The 21,196-nt window shown below is 35.4% G+C and carries 29 protein-coding genes; 20 read left to right on the top strand and 9 right to left on the bottom strand.

The window, feature by feature from the left end:
* Positions 1 to 309 precede the first annotated feature (309 nt).
* Positions 310 to 2,292 (top strand): hypothetical protein, encoded by a 1,983-nt coding sequence (locus tag ACXAEY_RS22325; RefSeq protein ID WP_474815296.1) that lies wholly within the window; start codon positions 310 to 312, stop codon positions 2,290 to 2,292.
* 187 nt (positions 2,293 to 2,479) lie between these two features.
* Here the strand turns inward: ACXAEY_RS22325 and ACXAEY_RS22320 are convergent, their stop codons facing one another.
* Positions 2,480 to 3,571 (bottom strand): hypothetical protein, encoded by a 1,092-nt coding sequence (locus tag ACXAEY_RS22320; RefSeq protein ID WP_474815294.1) that lies wholly within the window; start codon positions 3,569 to 3,571, stop codon positions 2,480 to 2,482.
* A 193-nt stretch (positions 3,572 to 3,764) separates the two neighbouring features.
* Complete coding sequence (locus ACXAEY_RS22315) at positions 3,765 to 4,562, bottom strand: nucleotidyltransferase domain-containing protein (RefSeq protein WP_474815292.1); 798 nt, start codon at positions 4,560 to 4,562, stop codon at positions 3,765 to 3,767.
* Between the two features lie 207 nt (positions 4,563 to 4,769).
* On the opposite strand from ACXAEY_RS22315, the gene ACXAEY_RS22310 reads away from it, so the two are divergent.
* The 8 genes from ACXAEY_RS22310 (at position 4,770) to ACXAEY_RS22275 (ending at position 7,924) form a co-directional block, all read left to right on the top strand.
* Entirely contained in the window at positions 4,770 to 5,123 is a 354-nt protein-coding gene (locus ACXAEY_RS22310; protein ID WP_474815291.1) for a hypothetical protein, read from the top strand.
* 29 nt (positions 5,124 to 5,152) lie between these two features.
* Positions 5,153 to 5,416 carry a hypothetical protein gene (locus ACXAEY_RS22305; RefSeq protein WP_474815289.1) on the top strand — a complete coding sequence of 88 codons (264 nt, stop codon included), beginning with the start codon at positions 5,153 to 5,155 and terminating at the stop codon, positions 5,414 to 5,416.
* Positions 5,417 to 5,632: 216 nt separating this feature from the next.
* Positions 5,633 to 5,980, top strand: a complete 348-nt coding sequence (locus ACXAEY_RS22300) for a hypothetical protein (RefSeq protein ID WP_474815287.1) — start codon at positions 5,633 to 5,635, stop codon at positions 5,978 to 5,980.
* 32 nt (positions 5,981 to 6,012) lie between these two features.
* A complete protein-coding gene (locus tag ACXAEY_RS22295; RefSeq protein ID WP_474815285.1) occupies positions 6,013 to 6,222 on the top strand; it encodes a hypothetical protein in 210 nt (69 codons plus the stop codon).
* An 82-nt stretch (positions 6,223 to 6,304) separates the two neighbouring features.
* The gene (locus ACXAEY_RS22290; protein WP_474815283.1) at positions 6,305 to 6,565 is read left to right on the top strand and encodes a hypothetical protein; all 261 of its coding nucleotides are present in this window, start codon (positions 6,305 to 6,307) and stop codon (positions 6,563 to 6,565) included.
* Positions 6,566 to 6,818: 253 nt separating this feature from the next.
* Complete coding sequence (locus tag ACXAEY_RS22285; RefSeq protein ID WP_474815281.1) at positions 6,819 to 7,355, top strand: hypothetical protein; 537 nt, start codon at positions 6,819 to 6,821, stop codon at positions 7,353 to 7,355.
* 39 nt (positions 7,356 to 7,394) lie between these two features.
* On the top strand, positions 7,395 to 7,634 hold the full coding sequence (locus ACXAEY_RS22280; RefSeq protein ID WP_474815279.1) for a helix-turn-helix domain-containing protein: 240 nt from the start codon (positions 7,395 to 7,397) through the stop codon (positions 7,632 to 7,634).
* A gap of 116 nt (positions 7,635 to 7,750) precedes the next feature.
* Positions 7,751 to 7,924 (top strand): hypothetical protein, encoded by a 174-nt coding sequence (locus ACXAEY_RS22275; protein ID WP_474815277.1) that lies wholly within the window; start codon positions 7,751 to 7,753, stop codon positions 7,922 to 7,924.
* Between the two features lie 203 nt (positions 7,925 to 8,127).
* Here the strand turns inward: ACXAEY_RS22275 and ACXAEY_RS22270 are convergent, their stop codons facing one another.
* The 3 genes from ACXAEY_RS22270 to ACXAEY_RS22260 form a co-directional block, all read right to left on the bottom strand.
* A complete protein-coding gene (locus tag ACXAEY_RS22270; protein WP_474815275.1) occupies positions 8,128 to 8,709 on the bottom strand; it encodes a 3'-5' exonuclease in 582 nt (193 codons plus the stop codon).
* Between the two features lie 460 nt (positions 8,710 to 9,169).
* Positions 9,170 to 10,276: a hypothetical protein gene (locus ACXAEY_RS22265; protein ID WP_474815274.1), complete on the bottom strand. Its 1,107-nt coding sequence runs from the start codon at positions 10,274 to 10,276 to the stop codon at positions 9,170 to 9,172.
* Positions 10,277 to 10,449: 173 nt separating this feature from the next.
* On the bottom strand, positions 10,450 to 11,622 hold the full coding sequence (locus ACXAEY_RS22260) for a hypothetical protein (RefSeq protein ID WP_474815272.1): 1,173 nt from the start codon (positions 11,620 to 11,622) through the stop codon (positions 10,450 to 10,452).
* A gap of 160 nt (positions 11,623 to 11,782) precedes the next feature.
* Between ACXAEY_RS22260 and ACXAEY_RS22255 the strand changes: the two genes are divergently transcribed.
* Positions 11,783 to 12,187, top strand: a complete 405-nt coding sequence (locus ACXAEY_RS22255) for a hypothetical protein (protein WP_474815270.1) — start codon at positions 11,783 to 11,785, stop codon at positions 12,185 to 12,187.
* A 65-nt stretch (positions 12,188 to 12,252) separates the two neighbouring features.
* Here ACXAEY_RS22255 and ACXAEY_RS22250 read toward each other — a convergent pair whose 3' ends face one another.
* Positions 12,253 to 13,503, bottom strand: a complete 1,251-nt coding sequence (locus tag ACXAEY_RS22250; protein ID WP_474815268.1) for an RNA-guided endonuclease InsQ/TnpB family protein — start codon at positions 13,501 to 13,503, stop codon at positions 12,253 to 12,255.
* A gap of 289 nt (positions 13,504 to 13,792) precedes the next feature.
* On the opposite strand from ACXAEY_RS22250, the gene ACXAEY_RS22245 reads away from it, so the two are divergent.
* The 10 genes from ACXAEY_RS22245 to ACXAEY_RS22200 all read left to right on the top strand — a co-directional run bounded on the left by ACXAEY_RS22245 (position 13,793) and on the right by ACXAEY_RS22200 (position 19,513).
* Entirely contained in the window at positions 13,793 to 13,996 is a 204-nt protein-coding gene (locus ACXAEY_RS22245; protein WP_474815266.1) for a hypothetical protein, read from the top strand.
* A gap of 49 nt (positions 13,997 to 14,045) precedes the next feature.
* Positions 14,046 to 14,339: a hypothetical protein gene (locus ACXAEY_RS22240; RefSeq protein WP_474815264.1), complete on the top strand. Its 294-nt coding sequence runs from the start codon at positions 14,046 to 14,048 to the stop codon at positions 14,337 to 14,339.
* A gap of 74 nt (positions 14,340 to 14,413) precedes the next feature.
* Positions 14,414 to 15,427, top strand: a complete 1,014-nt coding sequence (locus ACXAEY_RS22235) for a hypothetical protein (protein ID WP_474815263.1) — start codon at positions 14,414 to 14,416, stop codon at positions 15,425 to 15,427.
* A 148-nt stretch (positions 15,428 to 15,575) separates the two neighbouring features.
* Positions 15,576 to 15,986, top strand: a complete 411-nt coding sequence (locus tag ACXAEY_RS22230) for a hypothetical protein (protein WP_474815261.1) — start codon at positions 15,576 to 15,578, stop codon at positions 15,984 to 15,986.
* 353 nt (positions 15,987 to 16,339) lie between these two features.
* Positions 16,340 to 16,573: a hypothetical protein gene (locus tag ACXAEY_RS22225; protein WP_474815260.1), complete on the top strand. Its 234-nt coding sequence runs from the start codon at positions 16,340 to 16,342 to the stop codon at positions 16,571 to 16,573.
* A gap of 21 nt (positions 16,574 to 16,594) precedes the next feature.
* Positions 16,595 to 16,861: a hypothetical protein gene (locus ACXAEY_RS22220; protein ID WP_474815258.1), complete on the top strand. Its 267-nt coding sequence runs from the start codon at positions 16,595 to 16,597 to the stop codon at positions 16,859 to 16,861.
* Between the two features lie 189 nt (positions 16,862 to 17,050).
* The gene (locus ACXAEY_RS22215; protein ID WP_474815256.1) at positions 17,051 to 17,329 is read left to right on the top strand and encodes a hypothetical protein; all 279 of its coding nucleotides are present in this window, start codon (positions 17,051 to 17,053) and stop codon (positions 17,327 to 17,329) included.
* A gap of 91 nt (positions 17,330 to 17,420) precedes the next feature.
* The gene (gene xerS, locus ACXAEY_RS22210; RefSeq protein ID WP_474815254.1) at positions 17,421 to 18,491 is read left to right on the top strand and encodes a tyrosine recombinase XerS; all 1,071 of its coding nucleotides are present in this window, start codon (positions 17,421 to 17,423) and stop codon (positions 18,489 to 18,491) included.
* Between the two features lie 206 nt (positions 18,492 to 18,697).
* Positions 18,698 to 19,009 (top strand): hypothetical protein, encoded by a 312-nt coding sequence (locus ACXAEY_RS22205; protein ID WP_474815252.1) that lies wholly within the window; start codon positions 18,698 to 18,700, stop codon positions 19,007 to 19,009.
* A 192-nt stretch (positions 19,010 to 19,201) separates the two neighbouring features.
* Positions 19,202 to 19,513: a hypothetical protein gene (locus ACXAEY_RS22200; protein WP_474815250.1), complete on the top strand. Its 312-nt coding sequence runs from the start codon at positions 19,202 to 19,204 to the stop codon at positions 19,511 to 19,513.
* An 18-nt stretch (positions 19,514 to 19,531) separates the two neighbouring features.
* Here ACXAEY_RS22200 and ACXAEY_RS22195 read toward each other — a convergent pair whose 3' ends face one another.
* From ACXAEY_RS22195 to ACXAEY_RS22185, 3 genes are all read right to left on the bottom strand, one after another.
* Positions 19,532 to 19,873, bottom strand: a complete 342-nt coding sequence (locus ACXAEY_RS22195; protein WP_474815249.1) for a hypothetical protein — start codon at positions 19,871 to 19,873, stop codon at positions 19,532 to 19,534.
* Positions 19,874 to 19,880: 7 nt separating this feature from the next.
* Positions 19,881 to 20,108 carry a hypothetical protein gene (locus tag ACXAEY_RS22190; protein WP_474815248.1) on the bottom strand — a complete coding sequence of 76 codons (228 nt, stop codon included), beginning with the start codon at positions 20,106 to 20,108 and terminating at the stop codon, positions 19,881 to 19,883.
* Between the two features lie 429 nt (positions 20,109 to 20,537).
* Positions 20,538 to 21,029: a hypothetical protein gene (locus tag ACXAEY_RS22185; protein WP_474815246.1), complete on the bottom strand. Its 492-nt coding sequence runs from the start codon at positions 21,027 to 21,029 to the stop codon at positions 20,538 to 20,540.
* Positions 21,030 to 21,196: the final 167 nt, after the last annotated feature.

The following is a 21,196-nucleotide window of genomic DNA, read 5'->3' as shown; positions in this document are numbered from 1 at the left end:
ATTACGCAAAAAGATTTACTCAAGATTTTTTTAAAGGGTCAGGCAATATCATTAATTATGCAATACTAATTGCCATTCTTACAATCCTTATAACAACACTATTTGGCATAGACCTAGGAAGTGTATTCGAATCAATTTTGAATATGTATGGTATTAATTTTTCGTAATAACCCAATATAATTTACATATTTTAGATATTTTAAGGGGATTTGATATTTTTGTAGCGAATATGTACTTGGTTAATCTTCTGTGGGAACTTGAACAATGAACTCCAGTCCTTACACCAAACAATAAACAGGAGGCGATTTATTGAGAACGTTTTTGTTGGTTTTGTTCACGTCTCTACTGATACTAACGTCTTGTAGTAAAGATGCTTCTAAGGAAACCGATGCTAACGAGTCTAAGACAAAAGAAGAGGAGATTTCGGATTATGACTTACTGAATAAGACCGGTATCGCAGTAGAATATAACAACTTATTATCAGACAAACCAGACACATGGAGAGTTGTTCTACGGGATGATGAGACAATCGCTTATATGAATGCACTGAAACAATTACCAGGCGGTGACGCTGCATTTAAAGCTTGGATGGGGGACGATGACATCTCGGTTTTAGAAGCAGCATTTGATGATGGGTTTGAACTTGGAGTGGAACTTAGTTTTGGAAGGTTATTAAAAGGAACAAATGTTGAAAAACTTGATTATAAAAAACAATTAGCTTTAAAAGGAGTAGACGATTACATTCAGGCGTCTGAAAAAGTGGAGAGTACCCTCGATGCTTGGATTGAGACTACTGAATTCTTTTACAGAAGTAATAACGCCTCTTCGGAGACAATGAAAATATTAACATACGCTGTATTTTCAGAAAGCACTGAGGATTTAAAATTTGGACATTGGAAATACATCCTTCTTCCATATGAGGATAGAGAACTAGGAGATATTACAGGTTTCGTTTATTTCCACGACGGAGGTTTGTTAAACGCTGAAGATAATGTTAAAACATCGTTCTTTAAAAGGATAAGGAATGAAATGCGACTACGTAACGGCTTCAACCTAGCTGAACTTCATAGTGTTCTCCCTGTTGTAAAAACAGATAATTCCCGAGACGAAGGAATTAAAGTGCAGCAAAATTTAAGGAATTTAATCTATGACATCTATCTAGTAGTGAACAAGAAGGAACCACTCATCTATCCAGATTACTCTAAAGCCCTAGTGAGTAAATATTATACCGATTTAAAGGCTTTTGAAACCAAGGAAAAAGAAGAGAAGACGGAGTTGTTTAATGAATTATCAAGAGAACTAAAAGATATATCGAGCTTGGTTAATGAAGAGGATACCTCAAAGCTTATCGGTACTGATGACGAAGCTTATCCATACCTTACAGGTGGCGAAGGAGGCACTCATTTAACCTACGAATATAAAGGTATGCTAAAAGGCTACGAAGAAGAGAAGTGGGTTATTTATGTAGATACTGTAGACCTCAACACGATGATACACGGAGATCCTGGAAAAATGGACATCATACAACTTCGCGACGCTGTATTAGGTGTGCTGTATAATGATCTTACACTCTATGAATTCGACCATAAATTATATAATACGGTTGAAGAAGCACGTAAGGATGCTGCTACATTAAAAATCGAGCAACCTGATAAGATTTTAAGTTCTTCACAAGCGGAGAAACTTGTCAAAACGTTTTATGAACATATCATTAACCAAGATTACAAATCAGCTTATAATTTGATCGGAACTCCCTGGAGAAATAAAATGGATTACCAAACATTCGCTTCAGGATACTCCAATACTACAGCCATGCAGTTCTGGGTGATACGCTCAGAAAAGGTATCTGATAATCATATTAAAGTCACCGGAGGACTTGATTCCGATACAGAAACAAAGGACACACTTACCAAGCAGAAGTTTGAAGTAGAATACGATGTTGTCGTTCAGAACAATACTTTTGTTATTAGTGAAGGAAAGGGGAAGGTTTTGTTATCCAACGAAATGCCTCTTAACGAAGATAAGTGGACGATCGAACAATGGGATAATGCCACCCTAGAAAATCGCTTATACAAAATTGCTAGAACGTGGGAGAGACATGGATATAACCCAAGAGGTAATGGGGTGTTAGTATCGGTTTCGATGCTTATAGATGATAAGCGTGATAAAATCGTGAACAACGAGGAGACGGTGGAAAGCATGATAATCAACTCATTCGATTCTCCTGAATTAAGCAACTACGATCCTACCGAGAAATGCGAAAAGGAACTACCTGACGGCTGGGGATGTTAAGGTTGATAGCCACTCTTAGGCGATGATAAGATACCACCCCCTTCACATCCACCTACAGAAGAAAGTCTATAGATTACAAAAAGAGCCATCAAAAGTTATGATGGCTCTTTTAACATCTTGAATGAGTTAAATTATTAATTAACTTGTTTTTTCACCTCATACCATCTTGGATGATATGTAAAACACATTAATAAGAATAAATTTCGGGATCGTCATAGACTGCGATAATTAACTCATCGATAGAACTATAAGATTCCTTGAAAGAACTATAGTTATCATCTATATAACTAACAGTATCAGACAATACTTCGTCTGATTTTGCTGCAGTAGGATCAGTATAAACATGCTCTTCCCAAGTCCTAGCGACCTTAATCATTTTTTCGTCAGTGTTAGCGGATTCCCATTTCTCATAATCCCATTTACCATTATTGACTACATAAGAACTTAACTTTTCCCCACTCCCACTAATGATGCTTAACTGTCCTTCCTGCTTCTCAACTTCATATTCTAAATCAAAGGTATTTTTGGTTACAGCACCATTTTTGTTTTCTGTAGATGTCAATTCAACATGTACAATCATATCCTTAGGAGTTAATTGTTCTATAAAATCCACCAGAAAAGAAAGTTTAGTAGTGTTTTCATACCCTGAAGCAAATTCTGAGTAACTAATTTCATCACTCCATGGGCTACCGATTAATTTGTATGCTTCTTCGTAATTTTCTTTCCCTATATACTTATAGAAATTTTCTAAGAGTTGCTTAGCTTCTTCCCGAGTAAATTCTTTTTGTAATTGATTCGCGTATTCGATACCTTCTTCAACTGAGTCAAAAGATACTTTAGAAATCCTAGCTGTTTCTCCGTTGTATTCAATCCCTATGATATCATCCTCTAAGGTCAAAATATCGAGACTGTCTAAGTCAGGAGCGCCTTCTAATTTAATTGTCTTTGAGATGATTTTTTCTTCTTTAATTAACGGATGCATCGCCTTTTTATATTCCTCAGTATCCATCACTTTTACATCGGTATCCATCACTTTTACTTCTAGATACTCTGAGAAATCGCTAGATGATAAAAGGTTAGTCCCATCACCGGAACTACTCTTTTCCTCTTCTGCACTTACAAGTTCAAGATTTGCTTCTTCCTTTTCTGGTTTCTCTTTTTCGATTTCTTTATTCGCTGAGCTATCAGCAGCCGTTTCTTTTTGGGTGTTGTTACTTGCGCCACATCCAGACATGATAGCCAGTACAAGTACAGCGATTAATAGAACGATTTTCCTCATTGATGTTCCCCCTTATGGTTGTAAAGAAATGATTTAAATAAAAGAACATCTCGTGTAATGTCTTCATGCAGATGTTTTATTCTACCCGCCATTTCTTTCCTGATAAGGATATTATAAGTTAAAAGTGTAAACTTCGTCCAATAAACGCTAACCAACTAAACTATCAAGTATCTATAATGTTTGTTAAAGTCATTTAGCTACCCCAAACTTCATCTAAAGCACTTCTAAAGAGTATATCGAGCTTGTTAGTCGGATCCTCATACTCAAAATCCAAACTCTTAGTATACTGCTCAAGTTGTTTGATCTCCTTTTCCAAGAAGTTATTAATCACATCAATTCTTGGTTCGATATCCAATTCTTCTCCCGCTATTTTCCGTACTAACAAAGTTTCCACTTCTTCACGTATTTCAGAACTCATTTGAGCACCATCGAAAAGCTCACGAAACTCAATGGGAGGCACCATGTTGTGCTCTTGAATCCATTTAGCAGCAAGTATTGGACGCAATACATAGAAATATTTTTTGATTCGCACATCGCTTCCTAGAAGATACTCTCTAAAGTTACCCTTCGCCATATTGAGATAATGATACAAGCAAGAGGTAGGAGAGAAGATTGTATCTTTAAATCCTCTCATTCTGTCAGCTGTAGAGAACGCTTCGTAGTAAACAATGTTGGAGCGCAACCACTCAAGTAGCGGTGGATTTGATTTGCGGAATAGTTTTAACGCTTTCGTTAGTTCCCAACCGCTCATATCAACCAGGTCATGAACCGGAATGGATAATTTGTCTCTTTGAGGAATTTCCAAGACGTCTCTTTTCTGATCTATGGACAGGTACCAATCCTTTTTATGAATATAAATAAACCTAACATCATAATCCGAGTCCTTAGAAGGAAAGCCCCATGCTCGACTTCCAGACTCACACGCATACAAAATTTTAATATCATGGTCAATTTCCGTTTGTTTGATCACTTCTAAAATGTGTTCTTGCACGTTCATCCCCCATTTCTATTTCTATACAAATCATACTATATAAAACAGGAAAACAAACTACTATGAACGTGTGCTTTTTCTCAGATAACGGAAATTGTTATCCCGTCTGAACTTTATGGAGTATAATTAACTCTTTTTATAAACAAGAAGAAAATTTGTTTTATAATCTTTAGGACATAACATAAAAAGAAAAAGGGAGATTTTATTATGGAAAAATTCTACGGTTTAGTATTCGATGTATCCAAAAATTGTTTCAGGGACGACAGTATTGAAGGAATGGACGGAATTGTTGGCATTGCTAAGTATTTGGCTGAACTAACCGTTAATGATGAAGAGCCATATACCGATACTATTGATACAGTTAATAAAGCTTTGGAGTTTCTGGATCTTTGGGAGTACGATATTGTCCCTGTAAATCAAAATAACTACATTCTATTTAACAAGTTGGTCGCGAAAAACACCGCTTCCAATAATAGATTGAGTTATGACTTAGAAAAAGAGTTCTATCAACGAGCAGAAGATTACCATTACAGACCACTGCGAAGAGCAATAAGTGCATGATATTAAAAAAATAATGTGTGGAGGCTATTATGGGTTTTGAAGGTTGTATGAAATCCTGGTTTATATTGTGGGTTATCCCTCTAATGCTTGTTCTATTTCTATTAAGTGGAGGCATCTTCCTCATTCCATTTTTAATCATTGGAGGATTGATCTTCATAACGTATGCAATGGTAAAGTACGGAGACACTGAAAATGAAAGTGATGAGTATAGAAGGGACGCTTTTCAAGGATTAGGATGTGTTTGGATTATAGGCTTAGTAATTGCCATATTTATATTTACAACAGCCTTTTAATCAAATCGTTCGTACTAAGGATAGTAAAGAAGAAAGTGAAAATAAATTCTACTGCAGGGTAACCTTTTGAGGTTATACCTGCTTTTTTGTTGTCACAATTAACTACACCTCTATAAAACAAGTAATCTTTCGAAACCCACTCGTTTTTTCCCTACAAACAGAGAAGTGTTTTAGAATTAATAAAATCACAAAGGTGAAAACGAAGGGAGAATTCCAATGCACCAAGTTATGAAGAATGACGTAGTATCAGAACAGGAATCAATCTTATCTATTCACGAACTCAAGCTACAAGTTGAGAGGAGCATGACCAATAATCTTAATGATCTTCTTGAAGGTAGTGAAGACCTATTAGCATATAGCTGCAGGTCTGGTGATCAGATTACTCTACAACTTCATGCTGATAACGAGGAAGTGAATAAAGACAATCTTTATAGACCGCTTTATCGGGTTTATCGATTAGAAAGCGTTAACGGAGAACATGAACCAGACAGCCACCATGATGAATTGTATGACATGCTAGTTGAAGCACTTGCTGTGTACAGGGAATACTGCGATAAATTTTAACTTAAATCGATAACTGAAAGGAGCACTATACAATGAAACAAATATCCGGTTATGAAATGGAAGAGTACACTTATGACAACAAACAGGAGAGGGAAGAGCACGTCGAAGATATGTATGATAGAGGTTTTGAAGATGTCGGGAGCAAACGCCGTTTAAAAGAAGGCGCTAGCATCCACAATACCACCGATGAGGACTTTGAGTATTATGGCAAGTTTGTCAGGTATTCACCAATTAACAACTAATATCACATTATAATAAGGGATAACAAACGATGACTAACATTGTATTGAAACATGACTAAAAAAATAGAACGGAGATCAAATTATGACTATTAAAACAGAAAAACTATATATCGTTGCAGACCTTCAAGACCTAGAAGATTTACAAGAAAAAACACTCGATGAAGCAAAAGGCTTTTTAGCGGGGATGTGGGAGGACTTAGAACAAGACGATCCGTACTTTGATGAGATCGAAAAAGCTTCCTATGAAGAGCTCGCCGAATTTCTAGGGGGAGTTGACTATGTGATATTTGAGAACATGAAAGAATATAGAGAATTCTCAAGAGATTGGAATACCCCGGTTTAAGACAGTAATGTTAAAAGGACTTTAGTAACCAATATCTTGAATGTCTTAACTCAGATTCAAAAGCCGCTTAAAAATAGCAGAAATTAAATGCCGAAGAGAATCTCTTATGAGGTTCTTCTTCTTTTTTAGTTTCATAACTGTAAAACCTAAATCACATACTAAACACCTTTTATAGCAGGAAAAAATATCTAATTCATAGAATGACAGAGTGATAATATGGCAACACTCTTTAGTATAAAAGGGAGGGATACCATTGGGTAATATGGAATGGGTAAGCGGCAGTATGAAGTTAAACAAACCACTAGACGAGAATACTAAACGATTGATAAACGGACTTGGAAGAACTAGAAGAATGAAATACGATGTCGATATGTTAGTCCGAGATGGCTTTGAGACCTATGAAGAGCTTGGAGTCGACGGTGAATTCTTTGTTGAGGGCGAGGGGTGGAATAGGAAAAAGCCAGAATATAAAAAATACATCAAAGAATACAACAACCCTCCATGCATACAACCCCGTCTTTGGTGCCCGTGGAAAGCAAGTGACGATGGAAGAGAACTAATTCATTTTAACAAAGACAGCAGTCTTTTCTCACACGAACGGCTTAATTATATCTTAAGAAGGGTTCTCTTACCGAAGAATTATGAATTAACTGGGACTATTAATTGGGTTGATATGGAGCGGGGAGAAAACCACTCGATAGCGAAAGGGAAAACGATTAGGAAATACAGAGGTTACCACAAAAGTGTACCCGATCCATTAGAGAAAGACAGTAATTCAGCTATCCAGTAATTCTGAATTAGTAATCCACAATTCAAGGAGGATTTACCAATGAGCTCACCCATCAGGACTACACTTACTGCTAAAGAAGCTGCTGAATACTTAGGTATAAGCTACCACCTTCTATTAGACCTAGCCAAGAAAAGCAAGGTACCACACATTAGAGCAGGCAAAAGAGTTTTATTCAGAGTTAATAGCCTGGAGACGTGGATGAATGAACAGGAAGAACAGTCCATTAATAATGACCATGACGATCATAGTTTCGGGGGCATTAGAAAGATCGAAATATAATCATTTAGCAAAAGAGAAAGCGATAAGAAACGTAGTGTTTCCACAAAAGTGTACCCGATCTATTAGAGAAAGACAGCAATTCAGCTATCTAGTTATTTTGCTGGGAGGTGTTTGGAATGGGAAGAGTGTTCGAAAAGTTTCAAAAGGAGGAAACGCTACGAAACCTTTTACTTGGAGCCAGAGCACTAAAGTTAATTGAGGATGGATATTCAGTAAAGGAAGTTTCTGAAAAGACCGGCATAACCGAAGAAGTTGTCGAAGAAATCGCTGAACTTAATGCAGAAACCTAAAGAGTCGAACCTAATAGATAAGTACAAAAAAGAGTCTCAACCTATGAGATTCTTTTTTACAGAACTCAAATGTCACAATTTAAAACTAGTTGGCAATAACTAAATAATGTGAAAAGAAAAAAGCCACGTCCTGAACTGTTTAGGTTTGAGATGTGGCTTTTTTCTGTATTTTCCTATGTATAGGTGACAATAAGTCCTCTTTGTTAATCTGTTTCGACGATTATCCTGGCGTTTTCAGGAGCAAATACAAGAGGTCTCTTCTTGAAATCAACGATTACATTGTGATAGTCAAAATCTTTAATATCAGCTTTGGGTTTTTGCATTAAAAATACTTGTTTGGTCATCAATACATCATCCATCGCTCGATGGGCGTTTAAAACCTTAATATCATTTCGTTCACAAGTCGGAACCAGACTAGGATTTTCCTTTGGTTCAACCATGAATGTCAGGGTACGTGTGCAGATAAAGTCTTTCGGCTGAAAGTGCTCTTTTACAAATGAAAAATCGAAAGGTGCATATTGTGCAACGACGCATGTATCTTTGCAAAAAGCACCTAGCGCTGAAAGGGCTTCTGATTCATCCATTCCAGTAGCACATTCCTCTTCAGTTACCTTAGCGTAGGGAGAGGGTTTACGACCTTCAGTGAGCCGTACAAAAGTATGAAAAGACCCATATTCAATTCCATTTTCATCAATCTTAAGTGCTGCTACCTCTGTAATTTGTTCACTCGTTGAATCAAGACCAGTTGTTTCGAAATCAATTATTGTAAAGATGGTATTATTCATGTAGATCCTCCTATTTTATCCCCTATAAAAGAGAAATCGGTTCACCATATATCATATTGCAAAGCTCATAAGTAACTTGTTTTAGTTAGAAGGAAAACTCATTGCCTCAATTCCCTCAACAAAACCATTCAAATTCGCTTCATAATACCTGGGTGAATTAATGTTATAAATTTGGATGATACGCTACCCTTCATTAGTAAGAGCAACATAGAGAACAAAAGCTTTTGCTGGTTGCCAAATATCAAGGTGAGAATAAGTAAATTCTAAAACATCGTTAGGCAGTTTGCTAGATTTGAAAACTTATTATCTTTTTTGTATTGTGAACCTGTGATAATCTTACCCTCAACGATGAACATCCTGATTCTGCTTTAATCCTTTTTAACGGACTCACTATCATATCGTTTTCAAAAAAAGGAAAAAACGCTTAACTCTACGTTAAGCGCAATTATTAATGTCTATATCATATAAAAAAAGTAGGTTCAGGACAAATACTATCTACATACTCATTTGGAATATCATTACAAGATATTAAACCTTTTTCATACAAGGATTCATACATATCAAAATCCGAACAGCTGGTCAAACGACCTAATTCACTACTATCAATATCCCCCGAATCATAGAGATTCTGTAATATAGAATCCGCATAATAATATTCAGAAGGCTTCTTATCGAACATTTCATTCATAGCATCATCATAGTTCATTTTCCTAAGGATTTCTTGCCTTTCTGGATCATCTACAATGAGGTACTCAGGTGGTATTTGGAAGTCTTCAATCAAGTTATTGCCCAACAATCTTTCATACATAGTTTCATGATCCAGACTATCATAATCTTCGAATTCCTCTATTGTAATTTCGCCTTCTTCTAACAATTCAATAAGAACACTTTCAGCGAAAGGATTAGGCTCGTACGCCTCCTCATCACCACTATCATGTTTGAACTTCTTACCAGTATCCTCTTTATAAGTTTTGGAGCGGTATTCCTTTGTCTCCTTATCCTTAGGAACAGAAGAAGCTTCATTAACATCTCTAAACGCAGCGAACTTGTGAACATTATTTTCTTGAAATACTTTAGAAGGAACATCCTGTTGTCTTATATATCCTTCTTTATACAAAGACACGTACATTTCTTTCTCGTCTAATAAAGCTAAATTTTGAAATTTAAGTACACTTATTTTGTTACGATCCCATAAATCCCTTAAAACTGGATGAGAATGACGGTATCTAGAGGGCTTACCTTTTACTAACCCATTAGTAACCTTTTTCTTACGAACCAAACTTTTAAGCTTTTTTATTGTATTTATAGTTTTAGATTCAACTTTTTCAGATAATGAAGTTTTCTTTTTCTCGTGAATCTCTTTTTGAGGTTCTTGGACTTTTTTTGTTTTTATTATTGGGATTTCGTATTTCTTTAAATAACCCTCCTTGTATAATGAAGTGTACATTTCTTGATCAGTCATAGTCATCAAACTTAAAAAATGATTTTTGGTGAGTTTTCCCTCATCCCATAACCTCTTAATATTAGGAGGCATCTTTTCGTAACCCATTGGCTTTCCGTTGCTCATAGTAACTTCCTTCCTGCTATGTAGTATTTCTGCTTTAAGATTTTATCACAAAAAATGTATCGAAGTTCCAAAAGTCTATTTAGTACCTCTAACTTCTTAACTCTCAAACAAAAGGTGAGTCCGCATGACTGCACACTCACCAAAATTATGGATTATTTTCCGTTATTCATCTTTTACTTAGTTTTTGGAATGTCTTCTTCTGACATAACTCCTCTTACTATTAACCCTTCAAATCTCTTCTTTCGAGAAGATTCTATCCAACACTTCAACTCAAAATCAGTAACGACACGACTACTTTGAGCACCTTTTACACGTTCTTCTTTAACTTCTTCCTGTTCTTCATCATTATTTTCTTTAACATCCACTTGTTTCTCTTCAATTTTGTACTCTGAAGGTATTTCATTACTTCCGATTAAGCCATCTCGAACTAATTTTTGATACATATCCTTAAGGGGAAGTTTATGATAAGTGGCAAACTCCGCATCAGATAGTAATTCTTTATCATATAGCTTTTTTAAAACAGGCACGGCGTTAGAATAACCATCAGGTTTTTTGATCTCTTTCCCTTTTTTATCAGAGACATGATTAGAGGATTCATTTCCAACAGCAGTAGAAGGGGAGGGGGTAGGAGTAGGTTTTTGCTTAACCTCTTGTTCCTCCCACTTTTTAGCTTCCGCAGCTTCTCTATCTCGCTTTAATACAAGTATATCTTGATAATCCACTTTAGGATTATAATGCAGTGCTTCCCGTAATGCCCCTATATGCAATTGATCTAATTCAAAGAATTCATCATATGAAATTGAACCTTTATCATATGCATCTTTCAATTCTTGAAAGGCTTCATCATATCCATAAGGTTCAATTAACTCATCTTTCTTTTTTAGAATATAAGACGGAACTTCTTCTTTGCTGAGATAACCATCATCGTATAAGGAGAGGTACATATCACTCTCTGACAACAGGTTATTCTTTTTGAATTCTTCTAGGGTGATTTTTTTCTTACCCCACAAGTTTTTGAGCACTGCATGAGCACGATCATAACCTTCAGGTAAAGCATTTTCTGATTGTTCATTCTTCTGACGAAACAAAGATTTTAACTTATTCAATACATTATTGTTTTCTCGTTTGGAGTTAGAGAGTAAAGGACTTTCTTTCTTTCCTTTCTCCCGAAAATGTTGAGGTACTTCACTCAAAGGAATGAGTCCATCATCGTATAATGACAAGTAAACTTCCTTTTCTGTTAATGTTTCTAAACTCTTATAATGGTTTTGACTTATTTTTTGTTGTTCATATAATTCTAAAGTTAGTTTTTCGACATCCCTGATAGGAGAAGTAATATTTTTCATAGAAACTCCCTTCCTGCTATGTATTCTATTACTTAAAAATTTTATCACAAAATATGAGTTATTATTGGAAAATACCGTTTTTCCAAGCGAAGCTATGGATTGGAAAAATTAGATAGCGAGGGTTTCTAATGATAAAATTAAGCGGAAAGGGGGAAAAGATGTGAAAAAACGGGTTTTTATCATATCTGGATTTTTTGCTCTTATTGTTATATTAGCAAACATACAGAATATAGTAGCTTACACAAAATATTACTCATTTGAAAACAACAAAGAGGTTCATATAAAAACAAAGGTAGTTAATTTTGATGACATGTTCAATATGCTAACGAAACAAAGAGAATTGATTGATGAGTTGGAGAAAACCCCCTCAAATGCATATATAGTCGATGAAATAAGAGAAGGCATCGATGAAGCTTCAGTGCACGAAAGGTTCTTGGGTGAGGGGAGACAAAACAAATCCATTAAAGTTAAACTGCCGGTAACCTCATATAATAACGAAGAGATAACGATCGAATTTATATCAGGTAGAGGCGAAGTATTAGAAATTTATGAGAACAAGAAATAACATGGTTATTGAACTACTCGTCACTGAAGTAACGAGATTCTACGAGAACAAAAAATAATGATCGCTTACGCGATTCTAATTCTCGCTGGGACTGCCAAAAGCCCCCTACACATTTTATCCATAGAGATATTATGCTTACTTTTCTTAAGGATATTAGCTGCAGCATTGATGTCAGCGTTGACTAGTATGTTTTTCATCGTCTTGTACAAACCACGTTTAATACGCCTTCCTGCGAAGGTGTATTTTTTCATTCTTTCCTCGTGGAAGTCTGGAATGACGTCAGAATCTAGAAAACTAGCTTTAGATGTATAGGATTCTTCTTGTTTTACAAACTCTATACCATATCGTTGGCACATAGATGCCAATTTACTGATCAATTGACTATGAGGAATTTGTGTAAAACGTTGATTTGAACGTTTGCCCATCTTACTATTCTTCTTCCATCCGATGTTGTGCCCAACAACCAATTTACCGATTCCATTATCCAAACAGTAGTGGATAATGTAGTGAGTTGTTTTGTTTAAATAATCGCGTAAAATGTTGTTTCGTTTCTTCAACAAACAAACCTGACGGTTTGTGAGATGTTTGATATTTTGTTTGTCTTTGATGGACTGCAATCGTTTGTTTTCTTTGTTGTACCACTGATTAACAGACTTAATTCGTTTACCATCAATGATAAAAGAGTGACCTAGGGTGTCGATAGCTGAACAGAAATTATTAATCCCTAAATCAATTGCTAATGCTTCATTTGAATCGAGGTGAACCTCCGGAAGGTCTTTGACCTCGTATACATACTCAATTTCAAAGTAATGAGCATTATATTTAGGAATAATACGGATTTCGGCTATTTTATTCGGGTTCAAATTTTTAGGAAATCGAATGTTTATGTTTCCATACTCTCTTTTAAATACAGTAGAGACAGGGACATTGAATGTTCCATCATCTTTGTATTTGAACTGAGGATAACTTAATTCGAAATGACTTTCTTTGTCTAAGTATTTAGGAATACGCGCCTTACATCCTGGCGTTTTAAGCAATCCAAAGAAGCTTTTGAAATTCTCATCGACTTTCTTTAGGGTTTGTTGTGCTGCAGCTGTACCCATCAGTTTGTAATTCTCATTCCCTTTACACTCGTGGTAGTTCTTACTATACCGAAGGTAGGTGTTGGTCTTGAAGAAGTGTTGTCGAACAGAATACAAGCCCACGTTATACATGTTCTTACTTAAATGAACGAGCTTACGAAGAGCAAGATATTCTTTTTTAGATTTTAACTTCAAATACTCTTTTTGAATGCCGTATTGCTTTTTCTCTTTCATTTTTCACACCACCTTTAGCTATATATTACCAAAGGAACGTGTGTTTGTCTCAAATGTGCTAACCGGCGGAAATTCATCCCATGACTGAAAATCACGGGTGTTCTTTCCTAATTCATAAACAGGCAAATAGTAAGCAAGCTCAATTCATACATAATTGGGCTTTTTTAATTCGGTAGGTGAATAGGTCACATTACTATTGCTAAGCGATTAGAAACCTCTTAGGTGTGGTAAAATCAGGGGACTACCATAAATAACATTTTCTAATTAAGCATAAGAGAGGAGAGGAACAATGGATACAAGAACAGCATTTAGAACATTCATGAAGTTTCAACTAGAACAAGGTGAAAGTCTTTCCCAATTAGGTCTGTCTAAAGAAGACATAGAGAAGATCGTTTCAGGAATGGAGAACGATCCGAATTTTTACGAGGATTTCGAAGCTTTTTTAGTGGATTTTTTGGAGCATTTCGCTGAGAACTACGGCGTACCAATGTAAGGGTAAATGAGTAATGTTAGAATAAAATTAACGGATAGGGAGTTAACCAATGGAAGAGGTCAGAAGAGAAATTCTAGGGTATAAAAATCGATACGAAGTGACAATGTCAGGTAAAATCATTTCACTATCTCAGAATCGTCCGATGGCAAGGTGTAGAGACGATTACGGATTCCATATCGTGAAACTAAAGAACGAGCACGGAGAAACAAAAAATCATAATGTATATGAATTATGGAGAAGAGCATTTCCAGAAGTCGAAGAAAAAGAGTTTAAAGGTGCGTTGAAACCCAAATACGGTACAAATTGTAAGCTTCTAAACAATCATGGCACTCACATCATTTAGATGGATAATGGAGGAAAGCGAATTAATGCACTATAAGTGTAAATCTTATTATTAATTGAGGAGTGTTGATGTAGATGGAAAACACATTGCCCATTGGAACAAAACACGGATGTTTTACTATAATAGGGGGTTTTGAAGAATACCAAGAAAAAGTTGTTAAAAAAGAGATATACCGATTAGAACAAGAAAAACAAAAGTTTATTAATGGGGAGAAAAACCGAAATAATAATTTTGAATCAGTAGATACTTTTGATAAATGGATACAAAAAAGTAAGTCTCTAAAGAAATACAAATGTCAATGTAAATGTGGAAGAAAAGTTTACTTGAAAGAAGAAGCTTTGTTTTTTAAGAGATGGAGAGATTGTGAAGGGCTTGGAGAGATAGGAGAACAAAAAAATTGTACGTTAAAGCAAGAGCGCGAGAAAAAGAGATTAGCTTCATATCCCAGGGTAAAGGATAAAAGTTATGACATTGATTATTCCAATAGCATACACGAATCATTAGAGATATTAAAGTGTATTGATGATAGTTATGAGGAACAACCTATTATTTCTGATAAGCGAAAGAAAAAAGGGGGAAGCTTTAAAGTATTCAAGTTATATCAATGTCGTTGTTATCTGTGTGGCAAAGAATATCAATTTAAATCATCAGAGTTTGAGATAAAAATTGATGCCTACGGATCTAGAGCGAGAGATGGATATTATTGTAATGCTTTTTGTGACTGTCACAACATTTCATCATTTCAATGGCGAACTATAAATATACTGAGAGAACATAATGTATCATATAGAGTTGAAGTAGGGTTTCAGGACTTATATGGTGTAGGGCATAAAAATTTGTTGCGTTATGATTTTGCTGTTCTCGGTTCAGATAACAGTATTAAAAGTCTTATTGAATGCCAAGGTGAACAGCATTATAAGCCTGTAGCTGAGTTCGGCGGTCTTTCAAAATATGAGTCTCAAGTAAAGAATGACGAATTAAAACGTAATTACGCGCAATTGCATAATATACCTTTATTTGAGATTCCGTATACTTGTAATACATACGAAAAGGAAATAGAATTTCTTATAACTGCAGGGACCATTTAATCATATAAATTTTACTACAAGCCCAGATAAAGAATAGCAAACCAAGTTATATCTCTATATAACTTGGTTTTTTTGTTAGGAAGGTATAGGGAGAACTACATAGAATGTACTTAATTAATACATTATCTAAGAAAAGGAGCCCTCAACAGTGAAAGTAACCAAAGAAAACTTCTTTTCCCGTGTCGAGATGACTTCAGAAAGAGCGGAGGAGGGGGTATGGGAAGTCACTATCAAGTTTGATAACCGTCTTAAACACTTTATTTACAAAAGTGACGAGGATCCAAAAGAAAATACTACCGGTGTGATCCAACAGCTTTTATGTGTTCATGAAGACTTTGGAGGACCGCCAAGCTATAAATCCTACAAAAATGCATATTTTGGAGAGTCTGCACAGGATGACGAAGTAAGGAGCATTTACGAAAGAGACATTACTAACTACTACGAACCTGCGTTAGAACTTTTCGGGGACCATGTTGATGAAGTTTACGACGTATGCTTAGAATACAACATGCCTAGGATAATCAGTATGATAACCGGCGTTAAAAACGTTTTAAAGTAAAACAAATTTAGTTAAAAAATATTTTTTGTTATTAATATTTAATTTTTCAATTGAAACATATGATTTGCTTTGATATAATCATTCTTGTGCCAATTGTTGAAGTATTCCATGCTCAACATATCTAATAACAATCCTGATCTGTGAAGTCCCATTCCTGATCAACAAAGTCTTGAGAGTGGAGAGGTCGACAATCTCCACTCTTATTTTTTCAGTTCTCCTAACTGTTCACATAATATAAATTTAATGAACTGTTATATAGAAAATAGATTACCTAAGAACTTGTAGGGACAACACGCATGATATAATCGTATTTAAGAACTTCTGTTAGCATTTCTATAAAGGAGCTAATCACATTGAAGAAACGACTTAAAAAGAAAATGATCACGAAACGATACAACTTCGGTATTAATCTTCTTTCTACATATTGCGAACTACCCGTCAAAACCGTAATTAAAGAAGTCAGTGATGACCTGTGGCAAGTGGCTAGCAATCTCGATAACGAAAGTGACGATTTAATCCCTTATTTAGATTCGGTAAGTATTAACTTGATGATAAAATACAATTCTGGCTGGGCAGGAAAACAATAATATTAACCTGGAGGTTTTACCATGAACGATCAACAAGCGGTAGAAGCCCTGTTACAACAATTTAAAGAAATTCACGAAGAAGAGAATAAATTAGCAGAACTGAATATTGAGATCGGAAGTTACGTAGGTGTAGCAAGTATCATTTGGAAAAGCATAAGAGCGTTTGTTAAAATGCCTGCAGATAGACAATTTGATGACCAACAATGGTTGGATATCGCCCTTCTTTATGTCGATAATAAAATGGAAAAATCTCAGGCTGCAGCTAAAATTCTAGCTTGGAATGAGTGATAATATTGCGTTTATCAAAAGGTCATTTTTTTCTTTTGTGTCTCATTTGCTAGGTAATCTCTGGATAATGAGACAAAAGAAAAAATAATGCAAATTGTTTACATAATAATATTATGTAAACTAAAAAAATGAATTGACATCCTCCTTTCTTTGATTACTATATGTAAAACACAATTCAGGAGGATTTAAATGTCGCATACATCATCAAACTACATAAAACTATCAGGAAAGGCAATTATTGTAGAGGTAATTATTATTGTACTCCTCTCTTCTCTAATTCCACCTTTCCCGTATTCCGAGTTAATCATGTTTATCCTAAGCGTTTCATTATATGCGGGCTTTGCCCTCTCTTCTCTTAGCCAGCTAGAGAATACAGAAAAAGGTGCGGAACAAATGTCAGCTCTACTCCTCTATTTGTTACCTGTGTTCCCCCTCTTTCAACATATATTTGGAATGCTAGGTTTATAACCCAGAATTAATTAAACACGTTAAAAGCGCCTTTTTGGTGCTTTTTCTCACTTGTATTTTGGTATATCCTAGAATTAACTGGAGGTGCTCCATGCTATCCCAAAGAGAACGAGATAAGAAGACACTAATTAAACGATTGGAACACTACCCCTATTTCGTCATCAAATTTGTAGAAAACAATGAAGGTACCCTTTCCCCCACTACATTACTATCGTATTTACGGAATTTCGATTCGTTCTTTAAATGGTTAATGAGTGAAGGACTTACAGATGCCGAATCTCCTAAGGATATAACTATTGATTCACTGGAGAGCCTAATCAGGGACGATATTGAAGACTATCGGCGTACCTTATCTACGTATCTCAATAATAAAAAATCTACTGTCAATAGCAAGATATCAGCTTTAAAAACACTATTTAGATATCTATCTCAAACAGAAGATAGAGCAACTAGAAAACCTTATCTTACTCGAAATATATTGGAACAAGTGAAACTATCAGAAGTGAAGGTCACGCCAAGCCAAAAAGCGAATCGGATTCGAAGTAAGATATTAATGGATGATGAAAATAGCCAATTTAGAGACTTTGTAGCCTCAGGATTTGGTGATTTAGAATTAAGTACACGTCAAAAGAATTGGTGGTTACAGAATCGGGAAAGAGATACTGCTATCATCTCCCTTTTCTTAGGATCGGGCATCCGTATAGAAGAACTAGTGCAGCTAACGATGAAAGATACGAATACAATTAATCGCATCCTCTCTATTATTAGAAAAGGCGACAAAGAAGACGCTGTATATTATTCAAATAAGGCTCAACAAGACTTAGACGACTATTTAAAAGTGAGAACTGAACGTTTCAACGCACCTACCGTTCAGGAGGATCCTAGTTTCCCGCTTTTTGTAGCTATTTATGACAAGAAGCCTACACCAATGAATAAACGATCGGTACAAAAGATGGTAAAGAAATACGCTGAGCATTTTGGCAAACCTGAGTTAAGCCCTCATATGTTGCGTCACAGCTTTGCTACGAAGTTTTATGGTAAGACGAATAATTTACTATTAGTGCAGACCCAACTAGGGCACAGCTCCGTTCAAACGACCTCTCAGTATGCTCATATAAGCGATACACTAATCAAAGACTCTTTGGATGAAATGGACGAATGAGCAATCCTTCAATCATCGAAACATTATTGAAAAACAGGAGGTTGGAACCATATCTCCTGTTTTTTATTTTCAAAAAGCACTTTCAATAAATTAAATACTCGCACCTCGTAAACATATCGATTCAGTTTCACTTCTTTATTCATCCACATTTAAAGTTATGTGTTATATTGTTTTTAGAAATACTTCATTTATAAGGAGATGACAATTTGGTAAAAAGAGCAGAACTAGTTAATAACGGCTTAGTTAACGTCCCAAACATTGATCTTGAGTATAAAGGTTATCATATTAAACCTAAATTAGATTTTGGTAGATATCCACATGGTAATGTAAATACTTATAAAAAAGGTTATGTGGTTGTCAAAGATGGTTATAATGCCATGCCTGGCGCAGTATGGTCCGAATCAGTGATTGGCGCAAAAGTTATGATCGATACATTTATTGAAGCTGACTTTGATGGAGATTTGTTTTGGAAGTTACTTCGTAGCAAACAAGGGTTAGACGAATATAAAGAAGTGTAAATTTCGATTTAAAAAAGCACTCTCGTTATCGAGGGCGCTTTTTATAATTCAGGCATAACTTATTCTTCCAAATCTCTTTTTTGTATTCATCTCATTGAAGAATATCGTTTCCACTTAAAAAAGGATGAGTTAACATTTGTGCGAAATATAGACTCATATACTAAATATCAAATTTAGAAGGGTTGATTGCATATGAATTACCTCATTGAGGACGCATTCACAATTACAAATGTCGGCACGGTCCTTTGTTTTCGCGTGGAAGGTTTAACAGTCATCTCAGATAACAAAGGTGCAGCTTACGAAGAAGTGGCGAACTTTGTTAGTATTGGTGATCTAGCCACAATAGGAGATAACGAAGAAGAGTTTTATGTTCAAAAAGTAGAACGGTTCGGGAAATTGATGGACCCTATTTTGTACGATAAGAAAATTGGGATACTCATTGGAGAAACACCCAAGAAATCTTCTTATATCGGACAGTCTCTCAAAATAACTAAAATGAAATGATTAGATTGACCATGTAAATTAATCAACTATATCTCTGTTACCTGTCTTAACAAAGCTTTCGTTAGGGAACTGCTCTGTTTCTTGCTCCTGATAATTACTGTATTCCCTTATAAAATCCGCAGTAAGTTCAACCTCTTCTCTCTCCCGCTCATATCTAGTGTACTCTTCTTCAATACTCTCATAATCATCGACAATGTCACTTCCACTCGAATCCATGTCAAATGAATAGGGTTGGTTCTCGTTAGTGAAAGACCAATCCTGTTCCTCTAATGTCCATTTATTCTTATATACCATTACATCATTAACACATGCTAATATCACAAAACAAACGACTAATAATAAAAGCCCCCACAAAATCATATCGACGCTATATCCTTCCGTGTACTTGTTGATTGAACAATGCAGTATCAAACACTAACTGGATGTTTGCATAATTGACATTCGAATCATTACGTAAAGCTTCTTTTAATTTGTTGGGAGTAGTTATAGATAATCGACTCCATTCATAATCTCTAAAAATATCCTGTAATAAGCCACTTTCACTCCTGTTTATACGATCTAATTCGGCTAAAGAAACTACAAGAAGATCGACCATAGTAGTACCCTCCTATGTTTGCTAAAGACAAGTAACTCTTACTATTAAGCTTATGTACTTGCAATAAAAATATTGTACATATCTAGAATGTAATAAAATACAGGGATAGGAAACCTAGCCTCATACGGACAAATCATCCTATGGTTTAAGAGCCAGCATCTCAACAACAATAGCAATAGATTATGATATGAACAAATACAATTAATAAAAATTGAAAACTGGCACAAACTAAAATTGCATGGCTGCCAACGTCATGAGCGTTACACCCACATAACTTATAATGGCAGTCATGTTTTTATTAAGAATTTAATAATGAAAAGGAACTGGTCACTAGACCAATTCCTTTTTTTATTCTCAATTTAAACAAGTTAACGTTTCAAATACATCCCGTCTGAAAGCTATACATGCAGATTATTCTTGTATGTTGATTCATGTGACATTAATATCTTCAAATACAATAGCATTAATCTTCTCCAGCAACTCCTTCCCTTCTTTCAATTCTTCGATATACGATTCGATAATATCAGGATTGAACATTTGATCATGTTCAGGTATCCATAAATAAAAGACACCACACCCATCATCCGCTACCCTCACATAATCTTTGTCGGGAGGGTTAATATCAAACGTTTTCCCTTTGCTAAAATCTGCATTCGACGAGTACCCATATTCCTCTAATACATGACGTATCCTAGAAACCTTACTCTCGTTGTAAGGAAGTTTATACTCATGGCGGTCTCCGTATGGATCAGACTTAAAAGAGTCCTCTTTAAACCCTAAAAATGCTATTAGGTGTGAAAGGACCGTCTCTGAGTCACCATTATCGAACGATACAAGATAATCATCATATTCCCCTTTTTTCTCTATAGTTCCGATCCCGTAGAAATCATGTAATACCCGTTCTCCAATTTCTCCATTCATACTCCATCCTCCTTAAGATTTTCTTTCGTTTACTTCAATTTTCTTGTTCCCCCTTAATTACTTAATTACACAAATTCCCTATGAAGGGAAAAATCATTTTTTCCATCAATAAAACGTAATCGTTTTCATTTCAAATGAATTCAAAAATACGTTTTTAAGGGGAAAAT

The organism is Anaerobacillus sp. ABA4_114, from assembly GCF_056159065.1.
The sequence above is the reverse complement of the archived record's forward strand: the minus strand, read 5'-3'. Positions and strand labels throughout refer to the sequence as shown.

Bases quoted from the DNA above. Each gene is read 5' to 3' on its own strand.
- ACXAEY_RS22320 (WP_474815294.1), bottom strand. From the start codon at position 3,571: ATGAGGAAAATCGTTCTATTAATCGCTGTACTTGTACTGGCTATCATG.
- ACXAEY_RS22310 (WP_474815291.1), top strand. From the start codon at position 4,770: ATGGAAAAATTCTACGGTTTAGTATTCGATGTATCCAAAAATTGTTTC.
- ACXAEY_RS22305 (WP_474815289.1), top strand. From the start codon at position 5,153: ATGGGTTTTGAAGGTTGTATGAAATCCTGGTTTATATTGTGGGTTATC.
- ACXAEY_RS22300 (WP_474815287.1), top strand. From the start codon at position 5,633: ATGCACCAAGTTATGAAGAATGACGTAGTATCAGAACAGGAATCAATC.
- ACXAEY_RS22295 (WP_474815285.1), top strand. From the start codon at position 6,013: ATGAAACAAATATCCGGTTATGAAATGGAAGAGTACACTTATGACAAC.
- ACXAEY_RS22290 (WP_474815283.1), top strand. From the start codon at position 6,305: ATGACTATTAAAACAGAAAAACTATATATCGTTGCAGACCTTCAAGAC.
- ACXAEY_RS22280 (WP_474815279.1), top strand. From the start codon at position 7,395: ATGAGCTCACCCATCAGGACTACACTTACTGCTAAAGAAGCTGCTGAA.
- ACXAEY_RS22275 (WP_474815277.1), top strand. From the start codon at position 7,751: ATGGGAAGAGTGTTCGAAAAGTTTCAAAAGGAGGAAACGCTACGAAAC.
- ACXAEY_RS22270 (WP_474815275.1), bottom strand. From the start codon at position 8,709: ATGAATAATACCATCTTTACAATAATTGATTTCGAAACAACTGGTCTT.
- ACXAEY_RS22265 (WP_474815274.1), bottom strand. From the start codon at position 10,276: ATGAGCAACGGAAAGCCAATGGGTTACGAAAAGATGCCTCCTAATATT.
- ACXAEY_RS22260 (WP_474815272.1), bottom strand. From the start codon at position 11,622: ATGAAAAATATTACTTCTCCTATCAGGGATGTCGAAAAACTAACTTTA.
- ACXAEY_RS22250 (WP_474815268.1), bottom strand. From the start codon at position 13,503: ATGAAAGAGAAAAAGCAATACGGCATTCAAAAAGAGTATTTGAAGTTA.
- ACXAEY_RS22245 (WP_474815266.1), top strand. From the start codon at position 13,793: ATGGATACAAGAACAGCATTTAGAACATTCATGAAGTTTCAACTAGAA.
- ACXAEY_RS22240 (WP_474815264.1), top strand. From the start codon at position 14,046: ATGGAAGAGGTCAGAAGAGAAATTCTAGGGTATAAAAATCGATACGAA.
- ACXAEY_RS22235 (WP_474815263.1), top strand. From the start codon at position 14,414: ATGGAAAACACATTGCCCATTGGAACAAAACACGGATGTTTTACTATA.
- ACXAEY_RS22220 (WP_474815258.1), top strand. From the start codon at position 16,595: ATGAACGATCAACAAGCGGTAGAAGCCCTGTTACAACAATTTAAAGAA.
- ACXAEY_RS22215 (WP_474815256.1), top strand. From the start codon at position 17,051: ATGTCGCATACATCATCAAACTACATAAAACTATCAGGAAAGGCAATT.
- xerS (WP_474815254.1), top strand. From the start codon at position 17,421: ATGCTATCCCAAAGAGAACGAGATAAGAAGACACTAATTAAACGATTG.
- ACXAEY_RS22200 (WP_474815250.1), top strand. From the start codon at position 19,202: ATGAATTACCTCATTGAGGACGCATTCACAATTACAAATGTCGGCACG.
- ACXAEY_RS22195 (WP_474815249.1), bottom strand. From the start codon at position 19,873: ATGATTTTGTGGGGGCTTTTATTATTAGTCGTTTGTTTTGTGATATTA.
- ACXAEY_RS22190 (WP_474815248.1), bottom strand. From the start codon at position 20,108: ATGGTCGATCTTCTTGTAGTTTCTTTAGCCGAATTAGATCGTATAAAC.
- ACXAEY_RS22185 (WP_474815246.1), bottom strand. From the start codon at position 21,029: ATGAATGGAGAAATTGGAGAACGGGTATTACATGATTTCTACGGGATC.